The sequence below is a fragment of the Aquabacterium sp. genome, from assembly GCF_049317225.1.
Lineage (GTDB): Bacteria > Pseudomonadota > Gammaproteobacteria > Burkholderiales > Burkholderiaceae_C > Aquabacterium.
Genome location: NZ_JBMOIR010000005.1, coordinates 150,753 through 167,461, shown reverse-complemented (window position 1 = coordinate 167,461; position 16,709 = coordinate 150,753). Strand labels below are relative to the sequence as shown.

14 protein-coding genes and 1 tRNA gene are annotated in these 16,709 nt (G+C 60.8%); 11 read left to right on the top strand and 4 right to left on the bottom strand.

Annotated features, from left to right (window positions below):
* Positions 1-4: 4 nt before the first annotated feature.
* Positions 5-1,798 (bottom strand): phosphoenolpyruvate--protein phosphotransferase, encoded by a 1,794-nt coding sequence (gene ptsP, locus ACOYNB_RS06080; RefSeq protein ID WP_422838233.1) that lies wholly within the window; start codon positions 1,796-1,798, stop codon positions 5-7.
* A 192-nt stretch (positions 1,799-1,990) separates the two neighbouring features.
* On the opposite strand from ptsP, the gene ACOYNB_RS06075 reads away from it, so the two are divergent.
* The 7 genes from ACOYNB_RS06075 (at position 1,991) to ACOYNB_RS06045 (ending at position 8,649) form a co-directional block, all read left to right on the top strand.
* Complete coding sequence (locus ACOYNB_RS06075; RefSeq protein ID WP_422838255.1) at positions 1,991-2,845, top strand: GNAT family N-acetyltransferase; 855 nt, start codon at positions 1,991-1,993, stop codon at positions 2,843-2,845.
* A 63-nt stretch (positions 2,846-2,908) separates the two neighbouring features.
* Complete coding sequence (gene rsmB, locus ACOYNB_RS06070; RefSeq protein ID WP_422838232.1) at positions 2,909-4,252, top strand: 16S rRNA (cytosine(967)-C(5))-methyltransferase RsmB; 1,344 nt, start codon at positions 2,909-2,911, stop codon at positions 4,250-4,252.
* 33 nt (positions 4,253-4,285) lie between these two features.
* Positions 4,286-4,849 carry a DUF4390 domain-containing protein gene (locus tag ACOYNB_RS06065; RefSeq protein WP_422838231.1) on the top strand — a complete coding sequence of 188 codons (564 nt, stop codon included), beginning with the start codon at positions 4,286-4,288 and terminating at the stop codon, positions 4,847-4,849.
* A gap of 22 nt (positions 4,850-4,871) precedes the next feature.
* Entirely contained in the window at positions 4,872-7,175 is a 2,304-nt protein-coding gene (locus tag ACOYNB_RS06060; RefSeq protein ID WP_422838230.1) for an ATP-binding protein, read from the top strand.
* Between the two features lie 27 nt (positions 7,176-7,202).
* Entirely contained in the window at positions 7,203-7,994 is a 792-nt protein-coding gene (locus tag ACOYNB_RS06055) for a response regulator (protein WP_422838229.1), read from the top strand.
* Between the two features lie 55 nt (positions 7,995-8,049).
* Positions 8,050-8,125: transfer RNA gene (locus ACOYNB_RS06050), tRNA-Phe, on the top strand.
* Positions 8,126-8,244: 119 nt separating this feature from the next.
* Positions 8,245-8,649, top strand: coding sequence for a YkgJ family cysteine cluster protein (locus ACOYNB_RS06045; RefSeq protein WP_422838228.1), 405 nt, complete (start codon positions 8,245-8,247; stop codon positions 8,647-8,649).
* Between the two features lie 24 nt (positions 8,650-8,673).
* Here the strand turns inward: ACOYNB_RS06045 and ACOYNB_RS06040 are convergent, their stop codons facing one another.
* The 3 genes from ACOYNB_RS06040 to ACOYNB_RS06030 all read right to left on the bottom strand — a co-directional run bounded on the left by ACOYNB_RS06040 (position 8,674) and on the right by ACOYNB_RS06030 (position 12,352).
* Complete coding sequence (locus tag ACOYNB_RS06040) at positions 8,674-9,996, bottom strand: glycosyltransferase (protein ID WP_422838227.1); 1,323 nt, start codon at positions 9,994-9,996, stop codon at positions 8,674-8,676.
* A 293-nt stretch (positions 9,997-10,289) separates the two neighbouring features.
* A complete protein-coding gene (locus ACOYNB_RS06035) occupies positions 10,290-11,087 on the bottom strand; it encodes a hypothetical protein (protein WP_422838226.1) in 798 nt (265 codons plus the stop codon).
* 59 nt (positions 11,088-11,146) lie between these two features.
* Complete coding sequence (locus tag ACOYNB_RS06030; RefSeq protein WP_422838225.1) at positions 11,147-12,352, bottom strand: transglutaminase domain-containing protein; 1,206 nt, start codon at positions 12,350-12,352, stop codon at positions 11,147-11,149.
* A 282-nt stretch (positions 12,353-12,634) separates the two neighbouring features.
* Between ACOYNB_RS06030 and ACOYNB_RS06025 the strand changes: the two genes are divergently transcribed.
* Genes ACOYNB_RS06025 through ACOYNB_RS06010 form a run of 4 tightly spaced genes read left to right on the top strand, consistent with a single transcriptional unit; the run spans position 12,635 to position 16,627 of the window.
* Entirely contained in the window at positions 12,635-13,381 is a 747-nt protein-coding gene (locus ACOYNB_RS06025) for a polysaccharide deacetylase family protein (protein WP_422838224.1), read from the top strand.
* Positions 13,378-14,448, top strand: coding sequence for a glycosyltransferase (locus ACOYNB_RS06020; protein ID WP_422838223.1), 1,071 nt, complete (start codon positions 13,378-13,380; stop codon positions 14,446-14,448). Before ACOYNB_RS06025 ends, ACOYNB_RS06020 begins: the two co-directional genes overlap by 4 nt.
* Positions 14,445-15,530 (top strand): lipopolysaccharide heptosyltransferase I, encoded by a 1,086-nt coding sequence (waaC, locus tag ACOYNB_RS06015; RefSeq protein WP_422838222.1) that lies wholly within the window; start codon positions 14,445-14,447, stop codon positions 15,528-15,530. Before ACOYNB_RS06020 ends, waaC begins: the two co-directional genes overlap by 4 nt.
* The gene (locus tag ACOYNB_RS06010; RefSeq protein ID WP_422838221.1) at positions 15,527-16,627 is read left to right on the top strand and encodes a glycosyltransferase family 4 protein; all 1,101 of its coding nucleotides are present in this window, start codon (positions 15,527-15,529) and stop codon (positions 16,625-16,627) included. The genes waaC and ACOYNB_RS06010 overlap by 4 nt, the downstream gene beginning before the upstream one ends.
* Positions 16,628-16,709 lie beyond the last annotated feature (82 nt).

Genomic DNA, 16,709 nt, shown 5'->3' with positions numbered 1-16,709 from the left:
CACATCAAGCTGCAAACCGGGGCAAGTGCGTGGCCCCGGTGGCCGCTGCAAACTGTTCGAGACAGGTTGCCTCGGGATCTTCGCTGCCCAGCACCTGCGGCACCAGTGGGGCCAGACGGCGGGTGTCCGCACGCAGCACACGCTGCTTGATGGACGCCACCTGCGTGGGGTGCATCGAGAAGGTGCGCAAACCCATGGCCAACAGCAACTCCGTGAAGGCCGGGTCACCAGCCATTTCACCGCACACACTCACGCCCTTGCCAGCCGCACGCGCCTGGCTGATGGTGCTGTACAGTAATTGCAGAACGGCCGGATTCCAGGGGTCGTACAGGTGGGCCACGGCTTCATCGGTCCGGTCAATGGCCAGGGTGTACTGAATCAGGTCGTTCGTCCCCAAGGACACAAAGTCGAAGTGTTTCAAAAACACGGGCAAGGTCAGTGCCGCTGCAGGCACTTCGATCATGGCCCCCAGTTCAACTTCGCCAAAAGGCTTGCCCGCTTCTGCCAATTGCCGCTTGGCATGGGCCACGTTGTCCAGCGTTTGCTTGATTTCGCGCACGCTCGACAACATCGGGATCATGATCTTCACCGGGCCATGGGCCGCCGCGCGCAACAACGCCCGCAACTGACGGCGGAACATGCTCGGCTCGGAGAGGCTCCAGCGAATGGCCCGCAAGCCCAGCGCCGGATTCAGCACCGACTCATGCCGCAACTCACTCGACGACATGGCATCCAGCGGCTTGTCGGCACCGATGTCCACCGTACGGATGGTGACGGGCAAGCCCTTCATGGCTTCGACCGCACGACGATAGGCGTCGTACTGCTCTTCCTCGTCGGGCAGGTTACCGCCCCGGTTCATGAAGAGGAACTCACTGCGGAACAACCCCACGCCCACCGAGCCGGCTTCGAGCACGGCGTCGGCATCTTCGGGCATCTCGATGTTCGACAGCAGTTCGACGCGTTCACCATCCAGCGTGACGGCCGGCGTGTGCCGGAGGCGGGCCAATCGCCCACGCTCCAACTCGCTTTGACGCTGGCGGAAACGGTACTCTTCCAAAACGATGGGAGAGGGATCGACGATCACCAAACCCGCATCGCCGTCAATGATGATGCAGTCGTCCGACCGAATCAGGCTGCTGGCCTGGCGGGCCCCGACCACGGCAGGGATGTCCATGCTGCGTGCCACGATGGCGGTGTGCGAGGTCTTGCCGCCCACATCGGTCACAAAGCCCTTGAACACGCTGCGCTTGAAGTTGAGCATGTCGGCGGGCGCAATGTCGCTGGCAACCAGTACCAGCGGCTCGTCACCACCGAAGTCGCGCGAATCGCGGTCGGTTTCCGGCAACGTCAGGGGCGCACCCCGGCCCAGACTGCGAATCAGACGCTCGACGACCTGCTCCAGATCGGCCTTGCGCTCGCGCAGGTAGGCATCTTCCATCTCGTCAAACTGGCGTGCCAAGACTTCCAGTTGCGCGGACAAGGCCCACTCGGCGTTGTAGTGACGTTGGCGCACCCAATCGGCCGCGGCACCAATGAGGGCCTCGTCCTGCAGCAGCATGTGGTGCACATCGAGCAAGGCCGCCAACTCGGCTGGGGCGTCCGCAGGCAAATCACGCTTGAGCGCATCGAACTCGGCACCCACCACATCGCGCGCGGCGTACAGGCGGGCGACCTCCTCCTCAATCAGAGTCGGATCGATGAAAACGTGCGGCACGTCTACCCGGCTGGATGCGACCAGCACTGCGCGGCCAATCGCAACCCCGCGCGAGACAGGCAAACCGAAGATCTGGATGCTCATGACGTCATCCTAGCAGCGACCGTGCCACCTCTTCGTGAGGATTTGTCATGAGTTGCCCGACTGAAATCAGATGACGCGAAAGGGAAAACGCAGTCCGTCACACAAGTGTCATCCAGCCTTCACGGCACCGTCACCCGCACTGCCAACACTGTGCCCCACAGAGACACAGACATGAACGAATTGGAGATGACGATGCGCGACCTCCCCCTTCCTACCCTACCCTTGTCCGAACTGTCCGCCAACCACACCGGGGATGCACGCTCCGCCCGGAGGTTACTTCATCCAAGCTCGGACGCTCAGCCAAGCGCGCGTCAGCCCATTGAGGTCGTTTGGGCGCGCACTGAAGAGGATGTTCGTGCAGCGCAACGCCTGAGATACGAGGTCTTCGCCACAGAGATGGGCGCACGCCTGAGCGTGCCCGCCGGCAGCCCAGCCGAGCACGACATCGACCTGTTCGACCCCTACTGCGAGCACCTGCTGGTGCGCCTGGGTGGAACTGGCAGCGAGCCCGGTCAGGTCATCGGCACCTACCGCGTTCTGACCCCGGAGTCGGCCCAGCGCATTGGTGGTCTGTACAGCGAAACCGAGTTCGACCTGACCCGTCTGCGTCATCTGCGCGGCAAGATGGTGGAGCTGGGGCGCTCGTGCGTGCATCCCGACCACCGCAGCGGCGGCGCCATCATGGCGCTGTGGGGCGCCTTGGCCGAGTTCATGGTGCGCAATGACCTGGACACCATGATTGGCTGCGCCAGCATCAGCATGCGCGACGGTGGCCACGTGGCCGCCAGCCTGTGGGAGCAACTGCGTCAGACGCATTTGGCGCCCATCGAGTTGCAAGTGCGCCCCCGCCTGCCCCTGCCTGTGGAAGAACTGGACCGCCACCTGAACGTCGAGCCGCCCGCGTTGATCAAGGGCTACTTGCGCGTGGGCGCCAAAGTGCTGGGTGCGCCCGCCTGGGATCCTGACTTCAACACGGCCGACCTGCCCATGCTCATGCGCATCGCCGATCTGCCTGCACGCTACCGCAAGCACTTCCTCGGTGCGTGAATACTCGGTAAATCCTGACCGAGTGCGGGGCAGACACCTCGCGCAGCGCATAGACTGCGCGCCATGAGTAAAACGGTCACGCCCTTCTCTCCCTCGTCCTTGCCACTGTGGCAACTTCTGACCGGCTGCGCCGATGCGGTAGCGGCCGTTCGCCAAGGACAATCCCTGACCGACGCCTTGGCCGCTCGCCCAGCTTTGGAGCGCCCTGGCGTTCAAGCCCTGTCCTTTGCCGTGCTGCGAAGACTGGGCACCGCCGAGGCCTTGCGCAAGAAGCTCGTCCCCAAAGCCCCGCAACCATGGGTCGATGCCTTGCTGTTGTCGGCTTTGGCCCTGGCGCTGGGCACCGAATACAACGCCCACACGCTGGTGGATCAGGCGGTGGAAGCAGCCAAGCGCCGAGCCAAAGTGGCCAGCGGCCTGGTCAATGCCGTGCTGCGCCGCTTTCTGCGCGAGCAAGAAGCTTTGCTCAGCGCTTTGGACAACGACCCCGTGGCGCAGTTCAACCATCCTGCCTGGTGGATCAAACGTCTGAAGAAAGATTGGCCCGAGCACTGGCAGGCCATCCTCATGGCCAATCAGGAGCAGCCCCCCATGACGCTGCGCGCCAACTTGCGCCATGGCAGCACCGCTGCCTATGTGGGGCGACTGGTTGACGCGGGCTTGCTGCCGCAGCCCACCACGCAAATGCCCGATGCGCCGGATCAGGCGCAACCCATCGCCCTGCCATCCGGTGTCCCGGTACAACGCCTGCCTGGCTTTGCCGAGGGCGATGTGTCGGTACAAGACGCAGCAGCTCAGATCGCCGCACCGCTGCTCATCCATGCAGGTAGACACGCCCTTGCAGCAGGCGCACGCGTGTTGGATGCCTGCGCAGCGCCCGGCGGCAAGACCGCCCACCTGCTGGAATTGGCCGACTTGCAAGTCACCGCGTTGGATGCCGACCCAGAGCGTCTGGCCCGCGTGCAAGACACCCTGACACGACTGAAACTGCAAGCCCGCACCGTGGCCGCCGATGCCAGCCAGCCAGACTCTTGGTGGGATGGGCAGCCCTTCGACGCCATCTTGCTGGATGCCCCTTGCAGCGCATCGGGCATCGTGAGGCGTCACCCCGACGTGCGCTGGCTGCGCCGCGAATCCGACATCGCCGCCCTTGCCAAGACACAAGATGCCATCCTCCAAGCCCTGTGGCCCTTGCTCAAGCCGGGTGGCCATTTGCTGTACTGCACCTGCTCGGTCTTCAAGATGGAAGGGCAGGATCGCGTCGACGCATTTTTGCAACGCACGCCCGATGCTCAGGCTTGCCCGGCTCCCGGTCATCTGCTGCCTGTGGTCGAATACCTTGACCCCGCCCGGCACAACCGTGGCGATGGCTTCTTTTACGCCTTGCTGCACAAGACCCCAGCCTAGTGCTTGATGCCCTCAATGCGACGCCGAGCTTTCATGCAACGCAGTACCTCTACCGCGCTGGCCGCCATCTTGGCCCAGCCTGGCCGGCAGGCGTTGGCGGCGCCTGGTCGCAATGGCATTGAACTGGCTCGACTGAGCGCCCAACGCAGTGACGAAGGGGTTTTGCTGAGCTACGAAGTTCGGTTCGACCTGTCTCGTGACATTGAACAGGCTCTCTACAAAGGCTTGTCGGTGGTCTTCGTGGCCGAAGCCGAGGTGCACAAAAACCGCTGGTACTGGACCGACCAGGTCGTCGCAACGGCCACACGTCGCTGGCGCTTGGCCTACCAACCGTTGACCCGTCAATGGCGACTGAGCTTTGACGGCCTCAGTCGCCATTACAGCCGCCTCAGTGAAGTTCTGGAAGTGCTGCGACACGGCATTCAGTGGCGAATTGCCGATGCACTGCCAGCCAATGACAGCGAAGACTACTACGTGGACTTCGTCTTCAAACTCGACACCAGCGAACTCCCCCGCCCCATGCAGTTTGGCCTGGGCGGGCAATCCGACTGGGATTTGATCGTGCAACGCCGCACCAGCGTGCCTTTGCCGCGGTGACACCGCCCCCCCCAAAAAAAGCATGAGCACCATCAAAGCCAATCGCTGGGCCTGGATCGTGGCCGGTACCGCGATAACCGGTGCTGGCCTGGTGCTGACCTTTCTGCTGGTACTCGCCACACAGAACAGCGAGCAGCTGGAGCCGTATTACGGCTGGCTGCTGGCCATCAACGTGAGTGTGGCGGCCCTGCTGGGCATCGTCATCGTTTTCGCGCTGATTCGATTGGGCCTCCGGTTGCGGCAACGTCGCTTCGGTAGCCGACTGCTGCTCAAACTGGCGGGCATTTTTGGCCTGGTGGGCCTGCTGCCCGGCCTGCTCATCTACACCGTGTCCTACCAGTTCGTGTCACGAAGCATCGAAACCTGGTTCGACGTTCGCGTGGAGGGCGCCTTGGAAGCCGGTCTCAATCTCGGCCGCTCGACCCTCGACAGCCTGAGCCAGGACTTGGCAGCCAAGACCCGCGTCGCCGCCGAGCGCATGGGGCGCCAAAATCAACCGACGGGCACCAACCTCCCCAGCCTGCTGGACTTGGAACACCTGCGGGAACAACTGGGCGCGCAGTCGGTCAGCCTTTACTCGGAAACCGGTGCCGTCGAGTGGAGCGTCGGCACGACTCACTCACGCGCGCTCATCGCCGAACGGCTACCGTCATCCTTGCGGCAAGAAGCGCGCGGCAAGGGCGTGGTGTCCCAGGTTGAGGGCCTGGATGAGCCCGACAACATTGCGGCGAATGCCCGTGTGATGGCACTGGCCTGGATGCCCGACACCAGTTTCAGCCTGCAAGCACGTGGCCACTATCTGCAAGTCACGCAAGCCCTGCCACCGGACATGGTGACCAACGCCCTGAACGTGCAGACGGCCTACCGCGAATACCAGCAACGCGCTTTGGGCCGTAATGGCCTCAAGCGGATGTACATCGGCACCCTGACGCTGTCGCTGTTCCTGGCGGTGTTTGGCGCTTTTTTGCTCGCAGCCATCCTCGGGCAACAACTGGTTCGGCCGCTGCTGCTGCTGGCCGCCGGTGTGGGAGAAGTGGCACGCGGCGACTTGCGCCCGAAGGCCATCTTCCATTCGAAAGATGAACTCGGCGGCCTGACACGCTCGTTTGCGGACATGACGCAGCAATTGGCCGATGCGCGCGCACAGGTCGATCAAAGCGTGCATGAGCTCGATAGCGCCCGCGCGCATTTGCAGACCATCCTGGACAACCTGACGGCAGGCGTCATCGTCTTTGACGCACAAGGCCATATCGACACCGTCAACCCGGGCGCAACACGGATCTTGCGACTGCCGCTGTCTGCCTATCGCGGGCGCTCGCTGTCTGACGTGCCGGAATTGACCGGTTTCGCAGAAACCTTACGACAACGATTCGCACTCTACGCCACAGACCCAACGCCCGGCGAGCGTCAGCAATGGCAAGAATCGTACGAACTACAGCTACCCCACCACCCTGAGCCGCTGACCTTGCTGGTTCGCGGCGCCGAGCTCCCGCCGGACGAGCGTCTGATCGTGTTTGACGACCTTACCGAGGTGGTCTCCGCCCAACGTGCAGAGGCGTGGAGCGAGGTGGCTCGTCGCGTCGCCCATGAAATCAAAAACCCCCTGACCCCCATCCAGCTGTCGGCCGAGCGCCTGCAAATCAAGCTGGAAGACAAACTGGACGATCCCAGCCGTCAATTGCTCCACCGCTCGGTCAACACCATCGTGGCGCAAGTGCATGCGCTCAAGACGTTGATCAACGAATTCCGCGATTACGCACGACTGCCCTCTGCCAAGCTCATCCCACTGGATCTGAATGAATTGGTCAGCGACGTGCTGGGCCTTTACGGACAGGCGATTGAGCAAGGCCCCCTGCAGGTGCAACTGCAACCCAACTTGCCCCTCATCCAAGGCGATCCGACCTTGCTTCGCCAGGTCGTGCACAACCTCGTGCAAAACGCCCTGGATGCTCTGGCAGAACACCCGCCCGCCGATGCGCCGCCAACCGTGTTGATTCGCACGGACGGCCCCACCCACGCGGACGGTTCGGTGCGAGCCGTGCGCCTGACCGTGCGCGATAACGGGGTGGGATTCCCCGAAAAAGTGCTCAAACGCGCCTTCGAGCCCTACATCACCACCAAAGCCAAGGGCACAGGTTTAGGCTTAGCAGTTGTCAAAAAGATTGCCGATGAGCACGGCGCACTGGTTAGACTGCGCAATCTTCTCTCATCCCCCGCTCCTGAAGGGGACGCAATCAGTCCAGAACGCGTGAGAGGGGCACAAGTTTCGCTATCATTTTCAAAGCTGTCATCCCAAACTCCCGCAACGGGTTCACACCAGAGCTAGATTTCACCTGCGGGCTCCGAAAATTTCATGGCTACCATTCTTGTTGTCGACGACGAACTGGGCATTCGTGCCCTCCTGTCAGAAATCCTGAGCGACGAGGGTCACACCGTCGAAGTCGCTGAAAACGCAGCCAAAGCCCGCGTGATGCGCGAGCAATGCAAACCCGATCTCGTCTTGCTCGACATCTGGATGCCCGACGTCGATGGCGTCACCCTGCTCAAAGAGTGGGCGGCCAGCGGGCAATTGACCATGCCTGTGATCATGATGTCGGGCCACGGCACGATTGACACGGCCGTGGAAGCCACCAAGTTTGGCGCGCAGGCTTTCCTGGAAAAACCCATCACGATGCAAAAGCTGCTCCGTGCTGTGGAACAAGGCCTGACCAAGCCTGCGGCACCGCGTGCGGTCGCTGCAGCCCCTCAGGCTGTGCACTTGGCAACGGTGACCCCCATCACCGCAGCCTCGTCGTACGCCAGCGTCAGCTCGGTCGTCTCGACCATGCGTACCGACCTGTCCCACGCCGAACCAGTGGCGCAAGCCGCAACCGTGGCGTACAGCTCGGCCGTCGTCAGCACTCCCGTAGTGTCGCAATCCACCAACACTGGTCTGTCGCACGCTCAGAGCTTCGAACTGGATCGTCCCCTGCGTGAAGCACGCGACGATTTCGAGCGTGCTTACTTCGAGTTCCACCTGGCTCGCGAAGGCGGCAGCATGACCCGTGTGGCTGAAAAAACGGGCTTGGAACGCACCCACCTCTACAGAAAATTGAAACAACTGGGTGTTGATTTGGGTCGAAATAAGAAAACGGCCTCAAATTGATGCTATAGTTCAATTCTTCGCTGATCACTGCAACGCAGCAATCAAGCGAAGAGATGGCCTGGTAGCTCAGTTGGTAGAGCAGCGGATTGAAAATCCGCGTGTCGGTGGTTCGATTCCGCCCCAGGCCACCAAAATTCAAAAGCCCATCCTATGGATGGGCTTTTTCTTTTTTGGCCCGCCGCTCTTCAGCAGCGAAGACACGGACGCTGCACACGCATCAACCGTAGCAAAATCGCAACATCACTGAGCCATGAAGTCATCGATTTACCTCGTCGACGTCGATCGCCCGGACACATGGACACGCTACCGCAACGGTCTGTGCGACAACTGCATGGCCAACTGCTGCACGATGCCAGTCGAGGTCAAGCTGGCAGATCTGGTACGACTGCAGTTGGTCGACCCATTTGAAGCGGAGCACGAGGCGCCGAAGCAGATTGCCAAGCGTTTAACCAAGGCGGGGCTGATCGATCACTTCAACTTCAAATACGAGATTTACACCTTGGCTCGACGCGCCAGTGGCGACTGCCGCTTCCTCGACGCCAACACACGCCGCTGTACTGTGTACGAGCAGCGGCCCAATACCTGTCGCAGGCACCCACAGGTCAGCCCTCGCCCCAATTACTGCCCTTACGGCGCAAAGGCGCACGCGCGCTGAATCACGCCAGGCCAAGAGCTGAAGTCACCCACGCATGACACGCTCAAGGCGGCGATACGCGGCATACAAAGGTCCGCGCTCTGCCATGACCTGCTCGTCCAGACGGTCTGCATGCTGACGCACGGCCTGGGCCGCGTTGAGATACCTCTCTGGCTCCAGCATGCTTTCGGATGCAGCCAAGAGCTTGCGATGAAGCTCCCTGGGCATCCTGACATCGTCTACTGACAAGCCGGACCACAACACCAGATCGACATCCGACGCCCCCGTCAGCGTCGCGCCGGCATCGCCCGCGCGCTGAAGAATGAGATCCAACCCTCGCAGCCCAGCGGGCAGCCTGTGCCGTGCCACCAAGGTTCGGTGTAAATACCCACGCCCCCCAACCAGGGACGACATCAGCGCCACCCAGAGGCGGGGGGCGATGCCGTACCGCTTCCCCGGCCAACCCCACGTCGAGAAGAATGATCGGCGCACCACCATGGCACCGCCATGCAACGCGGCAGGTACACGCAGGCCATGTTGAGCCAGATGATCAAAATGGGATCGAGACACCCTCGCCCCATCGCCCACATCGGACCAATCATGTGTCACAACTTCATGATTGCCATCTCGCATGAAGCACACTGATGCTTCAATCTTTTCGGGATCCCACACATCCCCACGATCACAGAAAAACAGCGCATCGCCCTCGGCAAGTGCAACCGCCTCTTTGATGGACTTCACATAGCCCCGGCGTTTCTGATGCACGACAAGCCGGATTGGAAACGGTGCCTGTTGTGAGAACTCACGCAACACTTCTTTGGCTGCGTCGGTGGCGCCATCGTCCACAACGACCAACTCATCAGGCAATTTTGTTTGCGCTCCGATACTCCGCAGTTGCGCAGATAACGTCTGGTCGTCCCGACCGATGACCACCAATACCGAGCAAGTTGATACCTGCGGACGCATGACAGCAGGCTTGATCGGATGGAAGAAGCCATCACTCACAGGCATATACGGGTGCGGGTCCCATCGAATGGCGCGCTTCAGTGAGGCTGGAAATGGCGTGATCTTTAAGCCGGCCTTGCGCACAGCAGTGCCCACTCGCAACTCGCTGATCACATCCTCCACCGGCGCGTGATCTAGAAAGGCCTGTAATGCAGCGTGCGAAAAGAACATGCCAGCAAAGGGCACCAGCCCCGCCGCAAACTTGCGATCGGCTTCGGGTAGTCGTTCAATTTCCCGGAAGTGAAACCACTCCGACGCGACATAGCGCCCTTTTGACGTATCGCGTTTCTCGCCCGGCAAAAAGAGATCTCTGGCCGCAATGTCCACATCCCAGATCTCGGCATAGGCATCCGCCAGATCCACCGTGCAGAGGCAGTCCCATTCCACAAACACATAGCGCTTTGCGCTCACGGTTCGGTTAGCGAACCAGCGCAAGAGCACGGTGTCACACCCTCGCCAGCCATCGAGTGACACCCACGGCCCAGGAAAAGCCCTGACATCGACCGTACCCGGCAGTTGCTCATCAGCCGCATCGGTCAATGGAATGATGCAGTGATGCGCGTTGTGCTGAACCAGCAGGTTGAAATGTCGAACAGTGGTCTCATCCAAGCGGTGATACACGTAAAGGATACAAAGCTCATGCTCGCTGCCGGACTTCACGAACGCTCCCAATTTTCCACCCCTGGTTTAACGGGATGAAACAAGACATCCCTCGTTTGAAATTCTCGGGGACACTCATGGAAGTAGTTTGCACGAGACGGTCGCCAGACAAAGCTCCCCGGCTGCAATTGCCAGTCCAGCGGCGTATTGGTGTAGTTCACCTTTTGACAGTCCGCTCTGTCGCGGACATCTCGCAGCGATCGCCCTAGCGTGGACGCGATCGTCGGAACGGTGAACTCATAGTGCCCGCCCCATTGCCCGTCACGCACAGCACGCACATAGTCACCGACCAACGCCCTGGACAACCTCATGATGGGCAAGAACCCCCTCAGCCATCTCGCCTTGGGTAAGGCGTCTGGGGCTTTCGCATGCTGCCACCAGTACCACTCAGGGTCTTGGTCATGACGCACCATCGTCGTCATCAACAGGTCAGACACATCGCCCTCAAACTGGCGAAAAAAATCTGCCCAATGCCCCGAAAAATCCACGTCGTACTCCAACACCCAGACGTAAGGCGCCCCCAACGCCAATGCGCACGGCATGAACACTGTATCGAGGTAGCCCCCTTGAACGCTACCGTTGCGCATCATCTCACTGTGCCGGAGTCCCATCAGCACATCACACCCATGCAAAGGCAGCGCTGCAGAAGGATTAGGGTAGCGCCCCGGATTGAACACGAGATGCCAGTCGACGAGCCCTTGAGTTTCTGCCTTGAGTCGGCAGAAGTGTCGACGGACTCGTGGGGACATCACATGTGTGAGAAAGATGCCTTGCGGCACAGAGCCCAGACTCACCTCATGTCCTCCCGCGCTGAATACCAGCGCGGATTCTGCGTGGAAAAAGGCGAACGCAGTTACTTGCCGGCCACTTGGTAACTCAAGATGCCTGCATATTGGGTGGTGCCCTTGAGGATCACCGCCACATCCACTTGCCCCTCTGGCAGGCAGACCTCCGCTGTGTAGTACCCATCCACCGGCGTCAACTCGCTGATGATGTTGTTGCCTTGGAAGACCGTGACTTTCTCTGCATCCGGCAAACGCAGCTTGAACCTCACCGGTTCACCGGCACGGAGTCGACCATCCAGTGGGCTCGCCAACTCCACCTTTTGCGCGTAATAGCCGCTGTAGGCCTGAGGGAACCCATACGGGAAGCGGCCTGCTTGCGCAAACTGCACTGTGTAGTCGAGCACGGGCTCAAGTTGCGTGGCTTGCGGATCGGGTGAGCTGAAAATCGTTGCCCGATACTCATTGGGTGCCGGCGCTGCCAACAAGAGCCGAGAGCCGCCCTCTGGTGTCCGAATCTGGAACGACCAGTTCCCGCTGACGACTTGGCTGCCCTGCATCAAGGTGGCCTGGAGTCGCAATGCACTGACACCAAAATCAAATGCGTAGGTGTCGTCCGCCGACACAATGCGCTCGTCGACATGCGTCGACGGATCCACCCCCCAACGGCGCAAATCGGGCCTCAACTTGGTTCGCGCCAAAAAGCTTTCAAAACTCAAGGGTTGAGGCAACAACTGCCATTGCGCCGCACTGGGGTAATGCGTGGTGACAAACAAGTCCGGCTGTGCCAGAAAGTAGATGGGCTCGCCAGAGCGTTTGACGAATGCCCGCGTGGCGGCATCCACCCCGCCGGAATCCCAGGTGACATCGAGCAAGTACCAGCGGCCATCCAACTCCACTGCATTCCAGGCATGGTTTTCTTTGTCCTGCAGTGACGCGGTCGTCAAGCCCGGGCCAAAACCTTTGGCATGCCCCTCCACTTTCTCGATGTGCAGCCCTGCGGCCTTCCCCATTTCCACCAAAAGATCCGCATAACCGTTGCAGACGGACCTTCCTGAACGGAACGTGTTATCAGCCCCGCCGGCACCCATCAGACGCCCGCTCAGGTACGACTCCACGTCATAGTCAATGTAATGGGCCACCCATCGGTAGACCGCATACAGCCGTTCTCGGGGTGATGCCAATCCGTCAACCAGTCGCTCGGTGAAGAGCGCAATGGCTTCCTCACGTGGATGCCCGATGGACAGAACACGCGCGTCAATCTGGGACGCGCGCACTGCGTCCAACGTTACAGCCGGAGATTCTTGAGCCCGGACGGCAAAGGACACGCAGCCCGCAAGAAGCAGTGATCCGAGCAGTGTTTTGACGGTCGAAAGCATGACAAACACCTCAGCGCAACAAAGAGGCCTCCTGAGCATCCTATTCGATTCGGTTTGACCAAGGTAGCTGGCCATCGTACGCAACTCACCGGGGCGGCAAAATGCCGCATCTCCGGCCTGTCGCCACGGGTCCGTCGCCTAGGTTACAGTCTCTTTTTGCGCAAGTTCCCCTCTGCATTCATGCTTTCCACACCGCCGGCCACGCCTCCGCTGTCGATCCTGATGTACCACCAGATCGGCCTGTATCCGCGGCCCAAGGCTCATCGTGCCCTGTTCTGCCACATTGGTCGATTCAGACAACAACTGGCCTACCTGAAATACACCGGCTTCCGCGTCTTAAGCCTGGAAGAAGCTCGTCAGTGTCTGTTCGAGGGGCGCCCACTCCCTCAGCGCTCTGTGGTCATCACGGTAGACGACGGGTTCGACGACTTCCGCGAGCATGCCTGGCCCGCGCTGCAGGAATACGGTTTCCCTGCCACCGTGTTCCTGGTGAGTTCACTCATCGGGAAGAACGCGGCTTGGTTGCAAGATCGGCCTCAGCAAAGCAGGTTGATGGACGCTGCATCGATTCGTCGCTTGCATCAAGAGGGCTGCCACTTCGGCTCACACGCCATGAGCCACCCGCGCCTGACACAGTTGACAGCAGCTCAACAACGTCAGGAAATCTTTGGCAGCAAGCAGGCACTGGAAGATTTGCTGGGTGCAGAAGTCCCGGACTTTTGCTACCCCTACGGAGACTACAACGCCCAAGTTCGCGATCTCGTTCAGGAGGCTGGCTATCGCACAGGCCTGACCTGCATCCGAGGCGCGGCCAACACGGCACACAATCCGTTCGAGCTTCCGCGCAAAGCCATCTCATATGGTGACAACCTGATTGGCTACGCCTGGAAGTTGCACATGAAGCACAAGCGCAAAGACGGGCAATGAGCACCATGCGAATCGTTCACGTTTTGCACAGCCACGGCTACGGCGGCGCTGAGAACCACGCCCTGGTTCTTATGAAAGGGCAACGTGCGGCAGGCCATCATGTGATGTACGCCGGGCCACTCGACTCGTGGCTCGGGCGCGCCTGTCAGGAACACGGCATCCCCGCCACTCATCTGCGCATGTCCGGGCTGTTTGACCTGCCATCGCACTTTGCCCTTCGCAAGCTGGTCAGACAGTGGCGCGCCGACATCGTGCACGGTCACTTGGTGCGAGGTGCACAATACGCCGGCCTCGCAGGGCACCGGAAGCAGCGCCCCGTGGCCGTGTGCACCGCGCACGCAACCACCGCACACAAGCACATGGAGCGTTGCGCTCATGTGATTGCAGTGTCCAAAGCCGTGCAGGACAACTTGCTTCAACACGGCTATGCCGACCACGCCACCTCCGTGATCTACAACGGCATGCCCGACGGCCCACAGGGTGACCGCGCAGCCTTGCGTGCCGAGTTGGGCATCCCCTCAGACCAATTTGCCGTGGTCAATGTGGGTCGCTTCGTCCGAGACAAGGGGCAAGACTTGCTGGTTCAAGCCATGCGCCAGGTCCCCGCCAACAAGCTACACCTGTATCTGATCGGGGACCCCGACACGGCATATGGCCGTGAAGTGCAGGCTCTGGCGCAAGACACCGCGCGCATCCACTATCTGGGCTATCGCAGCGACGTGCAACGCATCCTGCCGGCCTTCGATGCCTACGCCTTGTCTTCCCGACGCGAAGCACTTGGGCTTTCCGTGATTGAAGCCTTTGCCGCCAAACTGCCTGTGATCGCCACTGCCGTGGGAGGGGTGCCCGAAATCGTGCGCCAAGATCAAACCGGATGGCTGGTTCCCACCGAACAGCCAGATGCCTTGGCGCAGGCCATGACACGTTTGGCGGCTACGCCCGAAGCCGCCTCGCAACTGGCCCAATCTGGACGAGATTTTTACTTGCAGCACCTGACCGATACCGCCATGGTTGAGCAAACCGTGGCCGTGTATCAGCATTGCCTTGCTTTGGCCCGCCACGCATGAGTGCCCACACAACCTCAACCCCACATCGCATTCTGATCGTGCGTTTGTCAGCGCTGGGGGACATCGTCATGGCCTCAGGCCTGATCCCCGCATTGCATACGCTCTACCCCAATGCTGAGGTGTCATGGGTCTGCGAAGCGGGGTGCGCCCCCCTGCTGAAACACAATCCACGGATCAAGCAAGTCATCATCTGGCCCCGTAGCGAGTGGGAAGCGCTGCTCAAGGCCAAGCGCTACGTTGCGCTGTGGCGTGCCATCAAGGCATTTCGCAATCGTCTGCGTGAAGAAAAGTTCGATCTGGTCCTTGATGGTCAGGGGCTGCTCAAAAGTGGCTTGGTCGCCTGGATGACTGGCGCACCACGCCGCGTCAGCATCATCGCCCGCGAAGGCAGCCACAGACTGGTGAATGAAGTGGTCACCCCACCTCCCGGCCAGGATCCAGTGATGGGCTCGGAATACCGCTATCTGGCCCACTACCTCGGCGCCCCGCAAGGCAGTTTCGTGCATGACCTGGCCGTCGGTGACGAACAGCGCCAGCGCGCCAGCAACGTGTTGAAGCAAGCCCTGGATGCCGCTTGGGGCGCCTCCGCTACAAGCCGCCCCATTGTCATCCTCGCGCCCTTCACCACGCGCCCTCAAAAGCACTGGGTCGAGTCGAATTGGTCAGAATTGGCTGGCGAGCTCCTCGCCAAGGGGTTGCAACCCGTGGTGCTGGGTGGACCGGCAGACACGGAAGCCGCCAACCGCATTGCGGCCACGCAGCCCCATCTGATCAATCTGGCAGGACGACTCAAACTGGATGAAAGCGTCGCGCTCATTGCTCAAGCCCAACTGCTGATTGGCGTCGACACCGGCCTGACGCACATGGGCTCGGCCTTGCGCATTCCGACCGTGGTGCTGTTTGGTTCCACACGCCCCTACCGCGAAGGTCCAACACCTCGCACACGCATCCTTTACGACGCACCACCTTGCTCGCCCTGCCGTCGCCGGCCCACGTGCAACGGCGCCTTCACCTGCATGACTCAACTCACCACTCAGCGCGTCCTCGAAGCGGCCTTGGGGCAATTGGAGATGACCGCATGAAAATCCTTCACGTTGAAGCAGGCATGCACCTGTACGGAGGCGCCTTGCAGGTTGTGTTCCTGCTACGCGGACTGAAAGCCATGGGGATGCAATGCATCCTGGCGTGCCCCGAGGGCAGCGCCATCGCCCGTGAAGCGGAACCTCATGCCAAAGTGGTGACGATGCCCATGAAGGGCGATCTGGACATGGGCCTGCTGGGTCGGCTGCGCCGACTGATCCGCGCCGAGCGTCCTGACCTCATCCATCTGCACAGCCGGCGAGGCAGTGACATTTGGGGCGCGCTGGCTGGCAAGCTCGAAGGGATCCCCGTGGTTCTCAGCCGCCGCGTCGACAATCCGGAGTCACGCTTTGTTGTCAATCTGAAGTACCGCCTCTATGACGAAGTCATCACCATCTCTGACGGCATCCGACAGGTCTTGCTGAGTGAAGGCGTGCCCGCCAACAAGGTGAATTGCGTTTTGAGCGCGGTCGACACTGATCAATACAGACCGGATCGCTCGCACCTGGACTGGTTTCGACATGAATTCAAGATCCAGCCCGATGAGTTGGTGATCGGCATGGTGGCGCAATTCATCCAGCGTAAAGGCCACCAGACACTGCTGGACGCCCTGCCGACCGTGATCGCACGGCATCCGCGCATCAAGGTCATTTTGTTCGGCCAAGGCCCCATCAGCGAAGACATCCAGGCACGCGTCGCAGCCTCACCCGACCTCGCCGCCCGCGTCCAACTGCCGGGATTCCGCAAAGACCTGGCCAAGATCCTGCCCTGCCTGGATGTGCTGGCCCATCCTGCCTTCATGGAAGGCTTGGGCGTCTCACTGTTGCAAGCCGCGGCATGCGGCGTGCCGCTGATCGGTGGGCGAGCAGGTGGTATTCCCGAGATCGTGCGCCCGGGACTCAACGGGGAGTTGATTGAACCCGGCGATGTACCGGGATTGGCTGCTGCATTGAACAAACTGTTGGATTCGCCAACCCTGCGTGACAGCTATGGCCAAGCCGGCCGACAGTGGGTCGAGAGACAGTTTTCCATCCCATCGATGGTCAAAGGCAACTTGTCGGTTTACCGTAGCCTGCTATCCAGCGACAAGCACAGATAATGCCGCACTCGAAAAAACAAAACAGACAGGGAATGATTGCTTCAATTTACACAACGATCAAGGCTGTTGCATACGCACACTG